General features: G+C 41.6%; 15 protein-coding genes. 5 read left to right on the forward strand and 10 right to left on the reverse strand.

The features are described from left to right. The 3 genes from ACM0OZ_RS40305 to ACM0OZ_RS40315 form a co-directional block, all read right to left on the reverse strand. Positions 1–2,052: hypothetical protein (locus tag ACM0OZ_RS40305; RefSeq protein WP_414588478.1), on the reverse strand; the 2,052-nt coding region annotated here is incomplete at its 3' end. Between the two features lie 722 nt (positions 2,053–2,774). Next, positions 2,775–3,545, reverse strand: coding sequence for a hypothetical protein (locus ACM0OZ_RS40310; protein WP_414588504.1), 771 nt, complete (start codon positions 3,543–3,545; stop codon positions 2,775–2,777). Between the two features lie 81 nt (positions 3,546–3,626). Beyond that, entirely contained in the window at positions 3,627–5,180 is a 1,554-nt protein-coding gene (locus ACM0OZ_RS40315) for a DUF1565 domain-containing protein (RefSeq protein ID WP_414588479.1), read from the reverse strand. Positions 5,181–5,453: 273 nt separating this feature from the next. Between ACM0OZ_RS40315 and ACM0OZ_RS40320 the strand changes: the two genes are divergently transcribed. From ACM0OZ_RS40320 to ACM0OZ_RS40335, 4 genes are all read left to right on the forward strand, one after another. Further along, entirely contained in the window at positions 5,454–6,467 is a 1,014-nt protein-coding gene (locus tag ACM0OZ_RS40320) for an ABC transporter ATP-binding protein (RefSeq protein ID WP_414588480.1), read from the forward strand. Continuing rightward, positions 6,468–7,280 carry an ABC transporter permease gene (locus ACM0OZ_RS40325; protein ID WP_073636307.1) on the forward strand — a complete coding sequence of 271 codons (813 nt, stop codon included), beginning with the start codon at positions 6,468–6,470 and terminating at the stop codon, positions 7,278–7,280. Positions 7,281–7,637: 357 nt separating this feature from the next. Further along, positions 7,638–9,449: a GldG family protein gene (locus tag ACM0OZ_RS40330; protein WP_414588481.1), complete on the forward strand. Its 1,812-nt coding sequence runs from the start codon at positions 7,638–7,640 to the stop codon at positions 9,447–9,449. Between the two features lie 300 nt (positions 9,450–9,749). Continuing rightward, positions 9,750–10,376 (forward strand): DUF4340 domain-containing protein, encoded by a 627-nt coding sequence (locus ACM0OZ_RS40335; RefSeq protein ID WP_414588482.1) that lies wholly within the window; start codon positions 9,750–9,752, stop codon positions 10,374–10,376. Between the two features lie 49 nt (positions 10,377–10,425). Here the strand turns inward: ACM0OZ_RS40335 and ACM0OZ_RS40340 are convergent, their stop codons facing one another. Then, on the reverse strand, positions 10,426–10,698 hold the full coding sequence (locus tag ACM0OZ_RS40340; protein WP_414588483.1) for a hypothetical protein: 273 nt from the start codon (positions 10,696–10,698) through the stop codon (positions 10,426–10,428). A 685-nt stretch (positions 10,699–11,383) separates the two neighbouring features. Here ACM0OZ_RS40340 and purU point away from each other — a divergent pair. Beyond that, complete coding sequence (gene purU, locus ACM0OZ_RS40345; protein WP_414588485.1) at positions 11,384–12,238, forward strand: formyltetrahydrofolate deformylase; 855 nt, start codon at positions 11,384–11,386, stop codon at positions 12,236–12,238. Positions 12,239–12,840: 602 nt separating this feature from the next. Here purU and ACM0OZ_RS40350 read toward each other — a convergent pair. From ACM0OZ_RS40350 to ACM0OZ_RS40375, 6 genes are all read right to left on the reverse strand, one after another. Further along, positions 12,841–14,145: a hypothetical protein gene (locus tag ACM0OZ_RS40350; RefSeq protein ID WP_414588487.1), complete on the reverse strand. Its 1,305-nt coding sequence runs from the start codon at positions 14,143–14,145 to the stop codon at positions 12,841–12,843. Positions 14,146–14,150: 5 nt separating this feature from the next. Beyond that, a complete protein-coding gene (locus ACM0OZ_RS40355) occupies positions 14,151–14,870 on the reverse strand; it encodes a hypothetical protein (protein ID WP_414588488.1) in 720 nt (239 codons plus the stop codon). Beyond that, positions 14,867–17,380, reverse strand: coding sequence for a tetratricopeptide repeat protein (locus ACM0OZ_RS40360; protein ID WP_414588491.1), 2,514 nt, complete (start codon positions 17,378–17,380; stop codon positions 14,867–14,869). The genes ACM0OZ_RS40355 and ACM0OZ_RS40360 overlap by 4 nt, the downstream gene beginning before the upstream one ends. A 444-nt stretch (positions 17,381–17,824) precedes the next feature. Further along, on the reverse strand, positions 17,825–18,328 hold the full coding sequence (locus ACM0OZ_RS40365) for a phosphate-starvation-inducible PsiE family protein (protein ID WP_414588505.1): 504 nt from the start codon (positions 18,326–18,328) through the stop codon (positions 17,825–17,827). A 228-nt stretch (positions 18,329–18,556) separates the two neighbouring features. Then, on the reverse strand, positions 18,557–19,624 hold the full coding sequence (locus ACM0OZ_RS40370) for a catalase family protein (RefSeq protein WP_414588492.1): 1,068 nt from the start codon (positions 19,622–19,624) through the stop codon (positions 18,557–18,559). 163 nt (positions 19,625–19,787) lie between these two features. Then, entirely contained in the window at positions 19,788–21,350 is a 1,563-nt protein-coding gene (locus tag ACM0OZ_RS40375) for a peroxidase family protein (RefSeq protein ID WP_414588493.1), read from the reverse strand. Positions 21,351–21,850: the final 500 nt, after the last annotated feature.

Below are 21,850 nucleotides of genomic sequence, written 5' to 3' on the forward strand. Positions count from 1 at the left end.
TGCTTGTGTGTGCTGCGATAAGCTCGACTGTAGGGATGCCAAACTTTGTAGCGCAGTCCCCTTGTTGTTGTGAGGAAGTACGTAATTGGGAGCCAGCGCTAGAGCGGTATCGTAGGATGCAATGGCTTGCTCGTAGGTAGTAAGTGCTTGTGTGTGCTGCGATAAGCTCGACTGTAGGGATGCCAAACTTTGTAGCGCATTCCCCTTGTTGATGTGAGTTGCAGTATCATTGGGAGTCAGGCGCAGTTCTAGATCGTAAGCAGCGATCGCTTCCAAATATTCCTGTTCTGCTTCCTGATATAGAGACAATGTGACAAAGTAATCACCTTCAGCGCGTGAAACTCTTCCTAACTGAGAATTGCTTTGAATTATTAACTCGTTTCTAACTTCTAATAAACTGCGACATTGCTCATAGCGACTCTGCTCTAAAGCTTCCTCAAACTTTTTTACCCACTCATTCACACCCCGTTGCCAATCTAAGCGATTAGCATGATAAATCGCTTCTGCCACTTCTCCAAGCTGGCGGTAGTACGTTTCTAACTCCGTATGTGCCTGCTGATGAATTGTTTTTATTTCTTCCTGATTTGATTCGTAATCTAAGCGTCGAACCAAATCATGGATGCGATACCAATTCTCACCCCGTTGCTGCGCCTCCCATACAAAGGAGAACTCTGTAAGAATATCGAAAGCGGGCTTGACAGTGTCAAAGCGTAATTTCTGACCTAAGTATTCATAAATTGAAAAATTGAATGCCCGACAAGCACTCAGAGCGTGAACGGCATAAGCAATTTTTCGATCTACGTAACTGAGCAAGCGGTTAATGAGTTGAGACGCTTTCTCCTCAAAGCTGGTTGTTAAATCAAACGTAGGAAGCACTTGAGATGGCGCAGAAAGCAGTACGACATCGGCACACAAACCCAGTAAAAAGGGATGTACCTGACCTGAAGCATCTAGCGAGTAGTTAATAATACTTTGTTTTTGAGTTGCATCCTCAATTCCTGCTAATTGTAAATACTTATTAGCGTCAGTCGCTGAAAGATGATAAACAGAGTGAGCATCAAGGCAATCTTGAGGAATGGGAAATTTATGAGATTTATCCCATTTCGGTAATTCTCTGCCGGCAACGACTGTTACTATGCCAGATGAGAGTTCCAACTCTGTAAGAAAATGCCGTAACCATTCATCTTCAGCAAAATAGCGCTCACCTTGAAGAACACCTCGTTCCTCTACACCCCAAAATGCCTCATGAGTATCAAAAACCAGGACTATTCTTTTTGGTGCATTTGGTTGGGATATCGCCGCATTTAAATCTTCTGCCAGCAGTTGTGGCAATTCAAAAATTAACTCCCTGTCTACATCGATCTCTTGAATCGCTTGGACATCTTCCTGCTTCAGTCCTCGCTGTTGTAACAACAAGAGAAATTTTTCACCCAAATGTTTAGAAAAAAGACCTAAGACTGCTTTACCAATAGCACCCCAAGAGGTGTCACTCAAAGCATTAGCAATTTCAACTAAAAAATCGATTTCTTCTTGAGGAAAAAGTTCTTTGAGCTTTTCTGCTGAAAGCTTACCTTTTTGTTTCAAATACCAAACACAAGCAAAGTCAAATAGGGGAAAGCGCAAACAGTAACCCAATTCTTGAGCTTTAGAGGAGATATTACGGCGCAGCATCAGTAACCCATAAAAGGGGTCTTGGGGTTGCTCCTCACCAGGTAGTCTTAACCCAAAGTCGTGTAATACCGCTGGCACTTTAATAAAGTCCCAATGGTCAGCTTTTTGAGTAATGTATTCTGCTACCTCAACATCAGTTTTGGGTTTGAGTTCTTCCTGCCAAATCTTCGACCGGAAACGCTTGCAACATTTTGTTAATAAAAATTTCAATAAAAGTGATTTCCCATTTCCACCATCACCATGAAAAAACAAGATTTTTTCTGGAGATGGGTCATCATTGATATATGTCGCAAAGATGCGGACTAATCCTTCACGGTTGGTAAATAATTCTAATGCGCGGTTCCCTTCGGTGATAGAGCGTTTTCGGTTATTAATACTCATGCCAGCAGTGGTTTCTGAAACAATCTTGCTTCCGTTGAGAGAATTCTCCTATATATTCCTATAAGCGAAACTCTAGTTAACATATGCAGACCAATAAAAGCTTTGCCGTAGGGAATGGTTCACACTAAATATTATTACTCAGTGACTTTGAGAACCCTCTTATTTACAGTTTAAAGTGTTTCTGTTTGCAGTTCTGTAGAGAGCATCCCAAGAATCGCGCCTTCAGCAACCCGTCCATCGCCTGAAATTCCCGTAACATCAACATTCAATTGAGTTTGCGTTTCCGCACAAATTTCTAAGAGTGTAGGAGCAGTTAGTGTCTCTCGTTTTGCTGTTTCGTTTATTGGGTTAACATAGGTTAAATTTCTTTATAAATAGTGGCTTAAAAAATCTAGACATTTAAGACTTCTCTCATACCTTGGTAAATCTAATCGCTTACGCTCATAAGTACAATCAAATTCTGCGGTCTGCTGGCGCATAAGGTAATTCAAAATATTTGCTAAACGTATAGTTAGTACCAGGTTGGAGAATACGTGGACGGTTCATAAATTTTAAACATAATTAAACATAAATTGTATCTGGTACAATAATCATGTTTTCTAGAAAATCAATGCACTCACCTGATCTGAAATCGAGTGTGGGATGTAGGTCAGTTTTCTGGGATTTCAATTATCTCCTAGCCTCCACACCTTCTCATTTAACCGAAAGACTTAAGTGATACTTTACCAATAGCTATTGTCATTTCCTATTTCTTCTGAAACGGAAGTGCGTAGACGTCCAGGAAGCAGTTTGCCGGAAGGGAGTCGCTTTTCATTAGAAATTGCTTTGAGCTTTGATGTAAATAACTCTGATCCTGCGGTTGTTTCTGGGGTAAACTGCCCAATGGGTGGATTGTTGGTAGGGGCTGGGAGAAGGTCATCCTTTTCTTGGTTTGCAGGTGGGATGTGGGGTGTGGGGTGTGAGGGAGATGGGGGAGATGGGGGAGATGGGGGAGATGGGGGAGATGGGGGAGATGGGGGAGATGAGGAAGAAACTCTAATGCTTGAATTAGATCCTTCGCTTCGCTCAGGACGCTTCGCGATTTTGGATTTTGAATTGATTTGTCCTCCTTGTCCCCGTGTCTCCTTAGGATCTGGGGGGAGTGCGGGAACTGAGGTAAGGTTCTGTGGAAATTTGCTGCAAATCAGGCGTTCAAATTCCATGTTGAAATGAAAAATCGCCTGTCCCCGCCGCTGCCAACATGTTAGAATTTGTTGCACCGAAATCGCTTTGTAGCGACCTTGATACAGTGCCTCAATCACTGCCAAGTGTAGCCAATTTCCTGGATATTGCTTTTGCCAAAGGTCAACTAGCTCATTGGCGCTATAGCCACTGAGGTCGAAACTATAGTGAATTAGTAGGGTTATTGCCAAGTCGGCAGAGGTGTCCAAGGCTGGTGTGAACATCTGGGTCTCAGCTTCTGGCAATAGGCGTAAATCCTGCTCCCATCCCATACAGCCTATCGTGTTTTTAGCTACAGTTTTGTTTGCCAAGTGTTTCTAAGTATATAAGCGAAGTGCCTTTCATTTTACTTTTCACGCAGTAGAAGAGGAAACGATATAGGGCGAATTCATATTGGGCGCAAGCGCCGAATCTGTGGAGATTCCCCCTATAGCCACTAATGCCTGATAAACCATAGCAGCTGCTTCTCCTTGTGTCGCTTCTCGATTTGGCTGGAGTTGTTTAGGATCTGGATAATTCACGATAATTTTGTTTTGGGTGGCGGTGGCAACTGCGGTGCGGGCATACTTGGGAATCGTATTGCGATCGCTGTAGCTTACTAAAGTATTATCAGCTGGTTTGAGCGCCAGTCCATTCACCAGAGAGACGATGACTTGTAATCGCAGGACATTTTGCCCAGGGCGGAAGGTGCGATCGCTAAATCCCCCAACAAACCCACCCCGCGCCGCGATTTGAATCGCATCATAAGCCCAAAAATCTTTTGGTACGTCCGTAAAATCAGGTGCGGGGTATTTGGGAATCGGGTTAAAGCAAGCTGCAACCAAAGCCGCGTATTGGGCGCGAGTTATCGGTTTGTCTGGCTCAAAACTACCATCAGCAAAACCGTGAGTTAAACCCATGCTGATTAATGCTTGGATAAATGGTTCTGCCCAGTGTTCTGCAAAATTGCTATCAGAAATCGTACTCACTGCTACTGATTGTACAGTATCCTTTGTTGCAGTGAGCAATTTTACTAATCCCTTGATTTGGGCAGAATTCAACTGATTCCCTACACAAATCAACTCAAGAGAAGTCCTATTTTGAACATCAAACTGCCCGTTATTCTGAAAAATGTTACCAGCAGGGTCTTGAGTGCTGCCGAGATCAGGAGCGGCGTTAGGATTGACTAATAGCCCGTTTTGAATATTGTTTTCGATCAGATTATTTCGTAGTACAGGTCGGGCAGTTCGTGAGAGGGCGATCGCGTGTCTATTTTCTGATACCGTGTTATTTGCAACCAAAGGGGCAGCAAAGTCACTAATACCTATTCCCAAAGCATTTTTTTGCAAAACATTCCGCAGTACTTGCCCTTTGCTATTACGTGCCATGATTAACCCACCGAGACCGTTTTGGACAAACACGTTGTCCTGAATCAGTGGTTTGGCACTACCCGTGACAAACACTCCCTCCCGACCGCATTTGATAAACGTGTTGTTCGCTAAAGTTGGTGAGGCTGGCTCCTCAAACTGCTGTGCTGTTGATTCAATCCAGACACCAGTGCCTTTTTCCATAGGATTTATGACAGTGACGCCCAACAGTTGAGCATCATTTAGTAATAGTAGTGTAATATTTTGTACACCAAAAGTTTCGCTTTTATACTCCCCACTTCCGGAAATTACAATACCTTGACCTTTGGTTGCTTCTTGACCTACTACGATCACGCTCGCTGAAATTACCAGTGGAAAGACTTCTCCACTAGCAGTCGTGTAAGTTCCAGGTGCAAGCTGAATAATTTTAGGTGTTGTAGTTCCGTTAAGGGCACGGCTGAGAGTTTTGTAAGGGTTTAACCATGTCCCAGTATTGGCATCATTCCCAATAGCAGGGTTGACGTAAAGAGTAGGTGTGGCAACGAGGGTAGAGTTAACCATTTAGATGTTAATAGACAAGTTTTAAATAATGACAATAATTATGAACGCTAATTGGTCTGAGTACTCAGAACTATTGCGGGGCATTGAACACGGAAAAAAGCTTGCTTCTAACCATTTTCCTCATATTCGAGTCTCTAGGAGAAAGAAAAACAAACAATAGCACACTCAGCACTCCGTAGGGGCGCGGTAGTCGCTGCACCTGTGAACACTCAGGACTGTTTTGGTGATTTATCATGGTTTGATACATTATGATTTGCCATTCAAATAAAGTGAATGATTTCAGTTGAGCATCTAAGTAAAATATACGGCTCTACCCAAGCAATTACTGATGTCACGTTCAACGTAGAACCAGGAGAGATTTTGGGGTTCTTGGGACCAAATGGTGCTGGCAAAACCACAACCATGCGGATTTTAGCCGGTTACCTACCAGCAACCAGTGGGACGGCTCAGATTGCGGGCTTTGACGTCCATGAAAATTCTCTGTTGGTGCGCCAACGCATTGGTTATTTACCAGAGACACCGCCGTTGTATCCAGAGATGACGGTGGAGGGATTTTTGTATTTTGTAGCGCGGATTAAGGGAGTAAGAGCAGGCGATCGCACGAGCAAGGTAGCAGCAGCTATAGAACGCTGTAATTTACAAGACAAGCGCCACGTGATTATTCGCAAACTTTCTAAAGGATATCGCCAGAGAGTTGGGATAGCTCAGGCGATCGTCCACGATCCACCAGCCATCATTTTGGATGAACCCACAGTCGGACTTGACCCCCGGCAAATCATCGAGGTACGCAATTTAATTAAAAGCCTTGCTGGAAGCCACACAATCATTCTTTCCACCCACATTTTGCCAGAAGTGAGCATGACCTGTAGCCGCGTGGCAATCATCAATCGTGGCAGAGTCGTAGCGATAGATACGCCAGAAAATCTCATGACCCAATTGACAAAAGGTTCAGGATATGAAATAGAAATTGAGGGAGAAGCTGCTCTAGCTAAACAAGTTCTGCAAAATGTACCAGGCGTGAGTTTGGTCGAATCAATTCCTGCTGTGGGAATGCACACTCATAGTCCCTTTAAGGAAAACCGAGCTTACCTGCGGGTGATATCGCAACTAGGAACGGAACCGGGAGGAGATATTGCAACGGCGTTGATACGTACAGGATTTGGTTTACATGAAATGCGGCGTGTTAGCGCTACTCTGGAAGATGTATTTTTGCAACTAACAACAGAAGAAAAGAACTTGGAGACTGAGACAGAAACAGCAGAAGCCAACGAAGGAGAAGCTGCCTAAATGGGTGTAGTACTTGGTAACATTATTGCCATTTATCGCCGAGAGTTACAAAGCTATTTTGTATCGCCTTTGGCATATGCGATCGCCGCCGTTTTTTGGTTTCTATCTGGGTTATTCTTCGTGCTCATTTTGATGGGACCAGAAGGCATTTTGCAAACAGTGGCTGCATTAGATTTACAAGGGCAACAATTTGGAGTGCCAGTTCCACCAATAGATGTTCCTTACGAATTTGTTAGGGCATTTTTGGATCGCTTGGGGTGGCTGTTGTTGTTTTTGCTGCCAATACTCTCGATGGGACTTTATGCCGAAGAACGCAAGCGCGGCACTTTGGAACTTTTAGCCACATCACCAGTCACAAACTGGGCGGTAGCTGTCGGGAAATTATTAGGAGTGTTGACATTTTTCATCACAATGGTGATGCCTATGCTGGCATTAGAAGCTGTTGCTTTGAGTGGTTCAAATCCACCAATGCCGCCAGCCATTCCCTTACTAGGGCATTTGGCATTAATCTTACTAGCAGCAGCAATTTTGTCTTTGGGAATGTTCATTTCCTCTTTGACAGATAGTACAATCTTGTCTGCTGTCCTTACATTCGCATTAGTTTTATTACTGTTGTTTGTTGATTTAATTGCCAAAAATCTTGGTGGTTCTGTAGGAGAAGCCTTGAGTCATCTCTCGTTACTGAAACATTACAACACTTTAGTACAAGGTATTTTTGATACGAGTAGCCTGATGTTATTTGCAAGTTACATCATTTTAGGCATATTTCTCACTGCTCAATCAATTGATGCACTACGCTTCCAACGTTCATAGACATTTATTATTAGTCATGAGCAAACAAAAATAGACCTCTTGCAGTCATTCAATGTTTTGGAAAATGAAACCACAGATGGACACAGATGGACACAGATGATTTATGTATGTTGATCTGCACGGTAGTTGCTAACTCCTGCGGAGACGCTGCTTTGTGCCTTCACCCGCTGGAAGCTTGTGCTAACGCGTAGCGTGCCCTCCTCGCAACTTCTCTGTGCAACGCACGTAAGAGTGCATCTGCGGTTATAAATAGCTCAAAACAAGATTTGTGCGAGAAATCTAATGACTAATGACAAAGATGTAGAGACGCGCTGTTTGAAGCGTCTCTACAATGACTAATAACTAATAACTAATAAAATGAAGACTATCGCTAAAAAGACACCTTGGAAATTTTTGTTTTGGTTTGGTCCGTTTCTAGTTGCTGCGGGCTTAACCGCTGGTTTGGTATCAAATAATTGGGGAGCAATCCCATTAGCATTGATAATTTTAGGATCTGTCATCATCGGGTTCTGGCTGCTATGGCAAAACAAGCAGAGTCACTGGTGGGGACAACGTTCCACCCAAGCTGGTACTAATGCTTTAGTTGCGACAGTGGCAGTTTTGGCAATTTTAGGATTAATTAACTTCTTAGGGACTCGCTACCATACGCGAATTGACTTAACAGAAACTAAGTTGTTTACTCTTGCTCCCCAGTCACGGGAATTAGTGCGTTCCTTACAAGTACCAGCAAAGGTATGGGTATTTGATCTCAATCAAGATCCTGTAGACCGAGACTTGCTGGAAAATTATCATCGGCAAAGCTCAAAGTTTAATTTTGAGTACGTAGATCCGCAAGCTAGACCAGGGCTTGCTCGCAAGTTTGGCGTCAAAGACTATGGAGAAGTTTACTTGGAATCTGGGGATAGACGGCAGTTGGTTCAGGTGGTCGGTCCCCAAGAACGCCTATCGGAAGTGAAGTTAACGAATCGCCTGCAACAAATCAGCAGCTTAGGGACAGCTAAAGTTTACTTTCTTCAAGGTCACGGGGAACACCAACTTTCAGGCACAGAGGATGCAATATCGCAAGCAGTTCAGGCATTAAATGACAAAAATTACACCACCTCTCCCTTGAATCTGGCAGAAAAGCCTAGTGTTCCTCAAGATGCTGCTGTTGTCGTCGTTGCAGGTCCCAAAAGAGCGCTATTTGAAACTGAGATAAAAGCACTGCGGGACTACCTGAATCGAGGTGGCAATTTACTGCTGATGATTGACCCAAATACCGACCCCAAAGTTGAGAGTTTACTTGCCGAGTGGGGTGTGAAGTTAGATAATCGTTTGGCAGTTGATGCCTCTGGAAGTGTTGGGCTTGGTCCTGCAGCACCTTTAGTGACTCAATATGGAAAACACCCGATCACCAAAGATTTTGGCAATGGCATTTCTTTTTATCCGTTAGCACGACCGGTTGACACAACCCCAGTGGGTGGTATCGAGGCGACTCCCTTGTTGCTGACCAAACCTTATCCCAATAGCTGGGCAGAAAGTGACCAGGAAAGCGAAAACTTGCAGTTTAATCCCGAAAGCGATCGCAAAGGTCCACTGACATTGGGCGTCGCATTAACAAGGAAACCATCAGCAAAATCTCAAGAAGTTCAACCTAACCCTACTCCCACCGCTAACCCAACTCCTACACCCACTTCCCCCCCAGTACCCAAAAACGAAACTAAGGCTAACCCAACTCCTACACCCACTTCCCCCCCAGTACCCACCAAAAACGAAACCAAAGCTAGCCCCACTCCCAGCGCCAAACCCACTGCTACACCCACAGCACCGATAACGACTCAAACCAAAGCTAACCCCACCCCCTCATCTCCCTCATCTCCCTCATCCCCCCCCACTCCCTCATCGCCCTCATCTCCCTCCGCTGAGTCACGGATGGTAGTATTTGGAAATTCAGATTTCGCCATCAATGGCTTGTTTGATAAGCAGCTTAATGGAGATGTGTTGCTCAACTCAGTCACTTGGTTGAGTCAGCAGGATCAGCAACCCCTTTCGATTAGCCCCAAGGAAGCGAAAGACCGTCGCATCAACCTAACAGCAGCACAAGCGAATCTTTTAGAGTTGTCGTCTCTGCTGATTTTACCGATGATAGGGTTAGTAACAGCGGCTATTCTCTGGTGGCTACGAAGATAGAGCTAAATTTTAAACGAACCGCCAAGACGAGCCAGCGCTGCAGGAGGGTTAGCCCGAACTCACAGCGACTGGCGTCGCCAAATACGCGCCCGAGTGAAAGAATAAGTATTAAGTGCTTTCTTTACAGAGAATTAGTATTGTAGACGAGTATCAGCACTTCGCTGTTCAGTCTTTGCAACTCGTAGACGAGTATCAGAACTTCGCTGATGAGTCTTTGCAACTCTTACACAAGTATCAGAATCGGAACCATATTGGCAGCGTTCCTATATATAGAAAATTTTCTTCTTTCTTAACTCGAGTATGAAGCTACAAAAGACGACTTTAATTTTGATACTGCTAGCGTTGGGTTTAGGTGGTTTTGTTTACTTCCATGAAATTAAAGGTACACCTCAGGGAGAGGAAATCAAGGAGAACAAGCAGCAAATTTTCTCGTTTAAAGAGGACGATGTGCAGTCTTTGACTGTCAAAACTAAAAATCAGACTCTAAATTTGGAACGTAGTGGCAAGTCTGATGGAAGCAAGTGGGAGATAAAATCTCCGGAAGTCGCACCAGCAAGTAACGCTATTGTAGGTTATTTGATGAATTTGCTTGTAGAAGGAAAAAGTGAGCGAATAATATCCATCCCAGCTAACCAGCTTACAGAATTTAGTTTAGATCAGCCTCAAGCAACGATTGATATAAAACTCAAGAATCAGAAAACACATCAGTTGATTTTAGGTAAGCCTGACTTTAACCGCCGTTTCATGTATGCTCAAGCTGACCCTCCTGCGAAACCAGATGGAAATGTTAATGTCCTGTTAGTATCTACAGATTTTGAAAATGCTGTCAATCGAGAACTGTCAGAGTGGAAACAACTCCAACCTATAAATGATGCTGTGAAGCCTACGCCCAATGCTGATAAACCTACTCCAGCAAATGGCAAATAGCAGCTTGATTTTGATGTAGCCTGATGGCACAATCATTTTTCACTTGATATCAGTCGTCATGACTGCCGACTTTACGTTGCTTTATGAATAAATCGATGACGTCCTTGTGCTTTTTATGGAACTTAAGTAGTTCCAAATAAGCAAAAGGAACAACTATGGGCCATAAAATAGTAGCTATGACCAAAATGACAATAGAAAATAAGCGCTGCTCTGAATCCATCTCTTCATCTGCTAGAAAAAATACTAGCCATTCATTGAAGAAACAGCAAGCCATTATCAAGTAAACTATAATTGCTAAATTAACCATCAATATTGGTGCCATGATATGGTTGTAAATAAAACTAAGCCAGGCAGTAGACTTCCCTCATGTTTGTCGCAATACCCTGGTACATATATACAAATTTATACAAATTTGGTGTGACTTTCCCCTGTGCGGTCTGTCTTATACTATACTTATTAATTTTTCGGAACGTCTAGCTTAAAGTACTATCTAACTTTATTCTATACAAAATAAAATTGTGTGTGATTTTTACTCTCGTTTCTCAAATTAGCACTTAGCTATAGCTGCTGAACCTTTCAACGTTAAAAAAACAAATTGTCAAAATTATTACTATTATCATAAGTATTAAGCGGTTGTACAGATACTCTACCTTAAAACTTTCAGAGCTATAGATTTGTGGAAGCATTAATGTAGTGATTTCACCCTACATTAATGCTACTGACTGTAAGTGATTAGTTCAAAAAATCACTGAGACCCACTTAGGCTCTTTGGTTAAAGGTAGCTATCTTAAATTATTTTCTATAAGATAAATAGAATTTATGTAAAAATTCCAATTAAACAATATTTTTTATGAAATCAATTTCATTGAAAATGAATAAATTTTCAATGAAATTGACTGTCAAATTCAGAAGTTCTTTTATCAAGAAAAGTGTATAAAATGAGTTAAACTCAAGTAATTATACGTAACATAGGTCTTCCAAAGTATCCTTAGTCATTGAATGTATCCATGACAAGTCCAACAGCAACATTGCTAATTTCCTGTCCTGATCAAAGAGGCTTAGTCGCGAAAATTGCCAATTTCATCTACGCTAATGGTGGTAATATTATTCATGCGGATCAGCATACAGACTTTGCAGCAGGGTTATTTCTTACCCGCATTGAATGGCAGTTAGATGAGTTTAATTTGCCGCGTGACTTAATTGCACCAGCATTTAATGCCATTGCTCAACCATTGCAAGCCAAATGGGAATTGCATTTTTCCGATACTGTGCGGCGCATTGCGATTTGGGTGAGTCGTCAAGACCATTGTCTATTTGACTTGATTTGGCGACAACGTGCAAAAGAATTTACTGCTGAGATTCCTTTGATTATCAGCAATCATCCTGATTTAAAAGTGGTAGCAGAACAATTTGGTATCGAGCATTTCCACGTTCCTATCACAAAGGAAAACAAACACGAACAAGAAGCTAAGCAACTGGAATTGCTACAGCAGTACAAAATAGATTTAGTTGTATTGGCAAAATATATGCAAATTCTGAGTGGAGAATTTCTTGCCAAATTTCCACAAGTGATTAATATTCATCATTCATTTTTACCAGCTTTTGTTGGGGCAAATCCTTATCACAAAGCTTTTGAACGTGGTGTGAAAATTATCGGTGCAACCTCTCATTATGTGACTGATAATTTAGATGCAGGACCAATTATTGAGCAAGATGTGGTGCGAGTCAGTCACCGCGATGAAGTTGAGGATTTGATTAGAAAAGGTAAGGATTTGGAGAGAGTTGTATTAGCAAGGGCAGTGCGTTTGCACTTGCAGAATCGTGTATTGGTGTATGGCAATAGAACAGTAGTGTTTGAGTAAATTATGCTTTGGCGCAGGCGTGGATACACAAATCTTGCATCTGCTTCATCAACCGCCTGCAAATCAGTTTGCAGGCTAATAGCCAAAGTCATCTAAAGAGGACTACAAAAAACATTCATACCAAATTGCGTTTATCTCATCATAAATATACGCTTCTAAATGTAGTAAGGGCGGGCTTTAGCCCTTAAAATCCTTGCCCTGAGTCAAGACAGCACTCACGTACGTTTTATATCAAATCCGTTTGCACCTGAATTATTTCTCCTTCCTCTTGCTCTGCGCTCTCAGCGTCTCTGCGGTTTTTTTATTCAAATGCTACCGGATTTGATATCACTTACTTATCTTACTTTTCACTCTTATCTGGAAAACCTCGCTTCCATTCCTCTCTCCTACGAGGAGAGAGGAACTTTGATTTTTCCCCCTTCCCTAGTAGGGAAGGGGGCTAGGGGGTTAGGTTTTTCGTGGATTTTTCCACATGGCGTGAAAAGTCAGACTTACTTATCAGTCAATGTCTTCAATATATGACTCTTATAAATTAATCTCGCCGGATTTTCATGCTGATGGGTGTTTTTTACTTGAAGAATGATTGGATCTCCTCCTCACAATTAGGGAGATTTAGGATTTGAGTCTGATTTAGAGGCATTTTCAATCAGAAAACCTAACAGATAGGTTATGGTAGCAGCACTGAAAGAGAATAGAGCAACAATAGCATCGCGGGGTAAAAAACCATCTAACCAACTGCCTTGAATGCGAGAAACCGGAAAATCCTTATCTAAACCGATTTGGATTTGTTTTGTTCTTCCAGAAATGCGGACTTCCAATCCCTTCTTGGGGACAATTTGTAAATGGCGTATACGTTCTATGTTGAGGGGAGTATTAGGTTCGTCTCCCATGAGAAACTGATTGGCTTTAATTTCTCGTTCCTGTTCTACCATGCGAATTTTGCCTTCCACAATTGTGGAAATAGTCACATCATCACTGATATCGCCAGTCCTATCCAAGCGTTGAAAATGAACATCTTTGGTATCTATCTTTTCCTGAAACCAGAGATTTGGGTCGTTTTTGTTAGATTCATCTAAGCTGAGATAGATACTGTTTTTTTGCTTTAACTCTAAATTTAATTCTTTCTTGTTTGGAGTTAATAGAAATTCTAGTGGCTGTTGTTTATCTAACTTATTTTGGTTCAATCCAGATATGTCATAGTTCTCCAAAATAACTTTAATGGGTTTTTCTCCTAAATAAATTTTTAATTCGTTTGGTTGTGTTTGAGAAGTAGGATTATGTTGCAAATCAAAATCGAGTCTATGTTGCTTTTGAGAAAGGTTATATGTAAAGCCAGAGACTTTTGTATCTGGTAGAAGTCGCAATTCTGTCAGGTCGATATCACTGCTATTCTTGGTATCTACAGGTTCAATAATCAATTTACTATTACGATTTTGTAGTCGAATTTTTAGTGGTTTCTTTAACTGATTAAGCTCGGTAAAAGAGGTGCTTTTAAATTCACCTGTGAAAGTTAGTTCGTTGTTTATAACGCCATCAATTTCAAGATGGTGGATACCCCTCATAGAATCGAGAAAAAGTTTGTTTTGCGAGCCACTATAAGTAAAACTCAGTTCTTCAACAATGAGGTTACCTTCAAATATATGAGTTCTGGGGATAATAGCGGCAAGACCAAGGAGACCAAAAGCGAGAAAGAGAAACAGGACAAAAAGGACTAATTTTCTCTGTACTAAATAATTTATTAGATGATTTACTTTTTGAATAATTAATGTTAGAATAACTCTGACAACAGACACGACCCACGCCACAATAGTTGTTAGAGCTTGCCAAATTCCCCGCATTGCCCAACTGAAGAAAGGAGTAAGTTTTTGCCTAGTCTTTTGTCTACGTGCCATTGTTTTTTTATCCATTTCAGCTATTTCAGCCAGTTTGGGTTGTGTTCAAAAACAAATCTCCGCTCAAATGGTTGCGCAGGTTGACCTTTTGGCTCGATATTAGCAACAATGTGCAGTTCATAACGTCCAGCAGGAGCATTGCGTCCATCCCAGTTAAAGACAATTTCACCGCTTCGAGCATTATTAAGCGGACTGCTGTAAACTCGTTTTCCATCGCGCAGGATTTCAAATGTAGAGAATTTAGCACGACTGGGAGTAAAGAAAACAAATTCATACTTGCCAGAAGTTTCTCCTAGAATCACAGGTATATGTACTGGTGAGGAACCCAAGTTGAAATATGCTAAGGCGCGGAGGCTATCTGCTGGTATGTCTTCTCTCTTAAGGACGTAAGTATCCCAACTGAAGCTATAGCCAGAACTATTGGGAGACAGGGAAGGGTTATCTAATTGATAATTTTTCTCTAAAGATTGCAGCTTGACTTGTGGGTTGCTACCGTCATTTATCCGAGGAATTTGCATGAGGAGAGTTTCGCCATAGCTAGGAATGTTGCGGATGGCGATGGAAATCAAACGCAGGCTATTCCCGCTAATGGCTTCTCGCTGGATACCTTCGCAACGGTTTGGTTGGTTGCGACGGATATATTCTGTAGAGCGAGGGTTGCCTTCTCGACAGGAAGCTTGGGCAGGAAGATAGCTGAAACTCAGGAGCAATAAGCTTGTGAAAAAGATTTTGTAGTTCATAGCGCTTTTAGACCCAAATTACGCAGTTTTTCCTTAATCACAGACATAGGATAGGCAAAAGCTAGTCCACTAGCAGAGTCGCGTTCAACAATGATACCCAAAAGCTGATTCTGCGAGTTAATGACGGGACCACCAGAATAGCCTGCTTTAATTGCGCCTTTGACTGATATCAGAATTTGTTGATTGCTGTGGCTGCTAATTTCTCCTGAATCCCTTGACCAGGGAACTTGGTCGAAGGGATGACCTATCGTCCGGATGGACATTCCCCGATGGATGGGGTTTTGAGAAGTGGGTAAGGGTTTGATATCTTCTGGTAGGTTGCCAATGACTTCCAAAACAGCTAAATCCATGGAATCATCTGGAGGCGTCATGACCAAGAGTTTGGCATCTCGCCGCATTCTGACTTTACCAGAAGGCGGTTGACTGAAAAATTCGACTTGAATATTTTTACCCTGTTGATTAGCATCCTTATCAAAAATGACGTGGCGATTGGTAACGATTAATGTCCGATTTCCTTCTCGCTTGATGACTATACCCGCACCGTTTTCATTTCCCAGTCTTTCGCGGGTGTTAAACTCAGCGGTGATAAATACCACAGGGCGTAAAATGGGCAAAGATGGCTCATTCTTGGGCAACCATGCTCTGTCATCCGATGCTTCAGCAACGTTACCGCTTTTTCCTAATAACCGCTGTGCTTCTTTGAGGTTGTTACTGGCATAGACATAATTTGGATCGATGGCAACAGCTTTCTCATACTCTGAAATTGCTTCTTTTAATTTTCCTTGCTGTTGGAGTGTTAAACCTAAATTATTGTGAGCCAAAGTATGAGCAGTAGTTGGAGTTCCAGTCTTATCCTCTGGTAAATTCAGTGCCTTTTGGTAAGCAGCGATCGCTTCGTCGAGTTTGTTCTGCTGGCTCAGCACATTGCCCAGACCATTGTAAGCATCAGCATAGTTGGGGTTCAGTTGGATAGCTTTGTTTAAAGCAGCAATTGACTTATCGAGTTTGTTCTGAAAGAACAGCGCTTTGCCCAGATTGTAGTAAGCATCAGCATAGTTGGGGTTGAGTTGGATGGCTTTGTTGAAGGCGGCGATCGCTTCATCGAGTTTGTTCTGGTCACTCAGCGCATTACCCAGATTGTTGTAAGCCGTAGCATAGTTGGGGTTGAGTTGGATGGCTTTGTTGTAGGCGGCGATCGCCTCATCCAGTTTTTTCTGGTCAGCCAGCACAATGCCCAGGTAGATGTAAGCATTAGCATCGTTGGGGTCCAGTTGGATGGCTTTGTTGAAGCTGGCGATCGCTTCATCGACTTTTTTCTGGTTATACAGCGCAATGCCCAGGTAGATGTAAGCATCAGCATCCTTGGGGTTGAGTTGGATGGCTTTGTTGAAGTTGGCGATTGCTTCATCGAGTTTTTTCTGGTCACTCAGCACAATGCCCAGATTGTGGTAAGCCGTAGCATCCTTGGGGTTGAGTTGGATGGCTTTGTTGTAGGCGGCGATCGCCTCATCGAGTTTTTTCTGGTCACTCAGCGCATTGCCCAGATTGTAGTAAGCATCAGCATCCTTGGGGTTGAGTTGGATGGCTTTGTTGTAGGCGGCTATTGCCTCATCCAGTTTTTTCTGGTCACTCAGCGCATTGCCCAGATTGTTGTAAGCCGATGCATAGTTGGGGTTGAGTTGGATGGCTTTGTTGTAGGCGGCAATTGCCTCATCGAGTTTGTTCTGGTTCCTCAGCGCAATGCCCAGATTGTAGTAAGCCGATGCATAGTTGGGGTTGAGTTGGATGGCTTTGTTGTAGGCGGCAATTGCTTCATCGAGTTTGTTCTGCTTCCTCAGCGCAATGCCCAGATTGTTGTAAGCCGATGCATAGTTGGGGATCAGTTGGATGGCTTTGTTGTAGGCGGCGATCGCTTCATCGAGTTTGTTCTGGTCATACAGCGCATCGCCCAGATTGTTGTAAGCCGTAGCATCCAGCTTTTTTGGATCTGTGGGTATATTTTCCGCGTTACCGGAATCATTAGAATTTTTAGGGTCGATTTGGATTGCTTTGCGGAAAACTGCAACTGCTTCATCCACCTTTTTCTGGTCATACAGCGCTAAACCCAGGTTTTCGTAAGCAAGAGAATATTTAGGGTCGATTTGGATCGCTTTGCGGTACGCTGCGATCGCCTCATCAAATTTCTTCTGGTCATTCAACGCCAAACCTAAACCAATGTAAGCGCGAACATTGTTGGGGTTGAGTTGGATAGCTTTCTTGTATGCGGCAACTGCCTCATCCAATTTCTTTTGAAAATACAGCGCTTTTCCCAAATAAAAGTATGCAGTCCCATCTTTGGGGAACTGTTGCAAGACTTTACGCCATATCGCTTCGGCTTGTGAGTAATTACCGTCATTTTGGGCGGTAACACCTTGCTGATACAACTGATCAACTGTTTGGGCAGTTACCAGTAGGGGAGTTGTAGCCAGAGATAAACTTATAAATAGAGCAAATAATGTATTTTTTCGCACAGTTCACCTAAGTACTTCATCAGATTTTAGGCTTTGTAACATCTGGCAGCGTTTTCATTCACCCTGTCGCAATTTCTATCCGGAATGTTCCGCAGGAATTAAAATTAATTTTTTTATTTTTTTATATAGCAGATGTAGTATTTTAGTTTTAAGTATAGAGCAATTTTGTTGAACATAAAACGGTAAAAGTCCGCCCAGGGAACTTTGAGGGATACATAGTAAGCACTAAGTAAAAAATTTCACAAGTTCGTAGCGTTATGTATGCCTGAAACGAAAGTTGGTAGTAAGAGGTCATTTATAAAGTAAACATAAAATTCTTGTAGGGTGTGTTAGGCGCAGCTTTTAGATATGATTTGTAACGACAAATATGACATGAGCGCCTAACGCACCGCCATTAAGATGGTGCGTTAGGCTAAAGCCGTAACGCACCCTACTTAAGATTTACTAATCAGAAGGTAGGGGATTTTCAGCCAGCGATCGCGTTTTTCCTTCTATTTTTTCGGAGTTACTAATTCTAGTGTTTTCCAAAACATGAGATACCCAAGGTAAAGCGACAAAAATTACCCCTAAAACGACTAAAAATACAGAAATTCCAAAAATTTGATCACGAGGAATTTCGAGGACACCGCGTAAAATTACTTCTCGCAAAGCAGAAACAATGGTAATTTCCACTGCTGCTCCTACGGATATTTGTTGTACTTGCAAGTAATCAAGTAACAAGCGAAATAACTCTACCAAAATCAAAATGAACAAGATATCAGATGTTACTTGCCGTAAATCCAATGGATGCAAAAAAGAGAAGAACATATCTCCCAGTCGTATAAGCATCACACAGAATAAACCAAGGCATAGAGAAATAATGATAAAGTCTTGAAAAATCTCTAGGTTACGTACAATTCTATCTCGCTGGAACAAATTATTTAACCCTGTAATCAGCCGTTTTGGCATGGTATCTCCGGACAGTGTAGGTTCGTCCAGATCCATGATAAGCAATTTCAAATTTAAAATCCAAAACGACAAATTTTGGTTTTGATAGTAATTTCAGTAAATAAACTGAGTCAATGAAAAAAAAATATCATCTCTAGGAATTCAACGAGTATAAAAACTAAAAAGCCTGCCTAAGCAGACTTTATTTGTATAGATCCATCGTTTTAATATACAAGCATTACACGAACACTATTTACTACCAAAAAGTGCAAATAATTCTTCCTCAGTAGGTTCAACTTTGGAAACACCATTCAATTCATGCCGAAGCTGAGAAATTGATTCATATATTTGCTTGCGAGCGCGGTTCGTGTTACCTAATGGTTGATGTTCTGGTAAGGAATGCCACGCATTGTAAGATAGATTCTCACAAAACTCCATTTGTTCGCGAGAGTCAAATTTTTGAGGAGGAACTTTGATAGTAGCGACTTTGTGAAAAGGAGATTTCCATTCAACAGATGAATCTTCAATCGGCATTTTTTCAGCATCTGTTTGAAACTGAATCAAAAAATCAAAAGTAGCTCCCTTGCTGTTTAAATGCTCGACCATTGCCTCACGCAGATAGTTGTGAGAATTAGCAACTTCCCTGCCCGAAATATTCTCAGCAGAGGGTTTTGCAGAAAATTTAATTGCTCTATCACCAAATTTGTAAGGCGTCATGCTCCAATATTGAATTTCCAATGGACTGACAATCTTTTTACTCTGAATTGTCCTGGCAATTATCAATTCTTGCAAGCGCCATTTCAATGGATTGAAACCAGGAATAAAAAACTTTAATGGTATAGTACCCTTTGCTGCTCTAATAGCAGCAAAAAACTGAACGTAATCCTGGAGATTCCGAATCAGAAATACAGGATGGTTGACCAAAATAAAGTCTTGAGTGTTCTTTTCGTCTTCAATCAGCTTCTCGCCTTCCACACCCAAGAGTTTCACAGCCATACCGCGACCATCACCTTTTGTATCAGGTTGGGCTGCATTTCCTGAAGCATTGGAAAAGCGAATACAAGCAGTAAATTTCTTTCCTGGTTCTTTGAAAACGCCAACTTTCATTTCTTCCGGTAAGTTGGTTTCAACAATAAATTCCCCTTGAACACAACCATGATGTTTAGCGTGAGCATCTCGTCGGGCTGGGCGATCGCCTGCTTGATAGTTTTGCTCAATCTGCTGTCTGGTCATTTGTTCAATGGCTTCGATAGCAGACGCCTCGTTTGGTGTTGGATATTCCCTACCAAGTTCTAATTTGCCTTTTTGAGTTTGCATAGATCAGTTTTGGGTAGTGGGGAAGAGAAATTCGTATCTTGCACCCAGTCGTCTATCAATTTTGATTTGAAGGGTTCGTAGTAAGCGCTTTAGCGAAGACAGCGCTTACTACAACAAAAGAAAAAAGGCAAAAGATATAATTTCTCTTTTGACTTTTGACTTTTTATTTACCTTGGGTCAAGGTTACTTTAAAGCGTTTGTCTGTTTGAGGAATATTGCGATGTAGAACATCCGAAAGATTCCGGGTTGTCTGAATAATTTCCATACCAATTGGTGAAAAAGTTTTTTCGTTGAAAATATTTTCAGCCAACAGCGGGTTCGTTAATGCTTGCGAAAAAGCATCGATCCCTACTAGTCTACCAATTAAGGCACCTACAGCAGAGTTCTCGCGCGTGTCTTCAGCGAAGAGTCCTACGTAGAATTCAATGTTGTCTACATGACCGTATAAACGTTTCAGCAGTTTTTGAGCTTCTACATTACCAGTAATCTGGTCGAAATCGGTGACTCGTGGAAACTGACACAATTCGCGGTAATCGTTGTAGCTTGCTAAGCGTGCGTCCCTACCCTGTTGGATGCTTTTTAAGTCTGTATCAATCAGGAAGGGTGCGGTGTTAAAAACACCTATTTCTCCAGCAGCTTGATTGGAAGCGTCCTCAAACAAGCGTCCCAAACCCCTACTAGTGACCATTTCCGTGTTCCATTGTGTCTCGGTTATGGGAATTTTCTGGCTATCCAAATAAACTTCATTTGGTACTAGGCTGTGCCATCGATATAACAAATTAAACTCCAGAGTCATCCAATTTTGCCGATACCACTTTTCATTTGTAAAAGATAATGGATCGACAAAAAATTTGAAGTTGTAAGGAGCAATATGATTAATATATTCTTCAAGAACAATTTTAATTAACAAAACAATGACAATATTTCTCGCTGTTTGAAAGAGTCGCTCGTCATCCCAATCACTATAATGAGCCGCTAGAACATCACATATGCGATTGTGTTCTCTTAAGAAAAGGGTGTTCATCATCACGTAGCCAATTTGCACATTGCCCCTCTCCTTACCCATTGCAAACAGCTTTTCTTTTTTAGCTGGCTCTAGTTCATGTTTAGGTAGAATTTCATCGGGAGATTTGAAAAGATATTTCAATTCTTCTTTAACAACTCCGTTCTCAAAATAATAGGGGGGATATTCCTCGCCATTAATCATTTGACTCTTGAACTTACCGCCTTGGTGTGACCTCAGGATGTCGGTCATTTTTTTGTTTAAGCCATACAACGGACTGACATCAATTTCATGGTTTGAGGTGTTTTTTAAATTATTAGTGCGGTCAGTTCTTAAAAATCCATCCGTAAACCATTGAGCAAAATACGAAAACAAAAGAGTGGATTTAGAAGACAAATTTGTATCACCTTTTCTTAAGAACAACTCCTTGAGTTCTTCAAGCGAGGGCAGTTTGTTCTCATCTACATTCACAGGTGGTAAATGACGCCCACTCCAAGTTCTATCAGTTAAGGAATCCCAAGACGTGTATTCCGCTAATGTACTTAAAGGATAGGGACGGGTTTTGCTTTTGTATATTGCGCTATTAATTAGAAATTTGTTAATCTGCCGCTTCAGAAAGTTATTGCTTTGGACAAGATTCCAAAAGCCTTTAAAATGAGTTAAAATGTAAGACTCTAACTGATTCCTGAAACCGTCGTTAACAGTGTTTCTGCCTTGTTTCATAACGATGTTCCTATGATTTCGGTGTCTGATATTAGGAAATGAGTTAATTTTCAAGAGAACTTTAAATATTTCGTTTTCAGGTAATAGCAATAACAAGTTAGCTTATTAGACTAAAAATAGTTATCAGAAACTTTTAGTCGGCTAGTACTTGCATTGTAAAAAGTTATAACCTTGTTTAGCAGTACCCTTTGGGGTACTCTTTAAAAAGATAATTTTCTACACTAAATAAATTCAAAGAAAAAAGAAATTATCCGGAAATATAAGAAAATTTTTAGCTGCGTATTTATAAGTAAAATCACCTAAAAAAATATTCAAAAAGCCGATTTCTTTATGAAACAGACGAGTTTCCTAGCCATCGGGTAAGCTATTGTGCATTTAGTTTGCACAATTTGGGGGGACTTTCCAGCCCACCCTACAAGAATTTGATTAAAAGATGATGTGCAAATTGTAGGATTTTCAGCTTATTAGATGGCGATCGCCGCAGGCGGGCACTCCGTGCC

The sequence above is a fragment of the Scytonema sp. PCC 10023 genome (assembly GCF_963920835.1).
Taxonomy (GTDB): domain Bacteria; phylum Cyanobacteriota; class Cyanobacteriia; order Cyanobacteriales; family Nostocaceae; genus Kalymmatonema.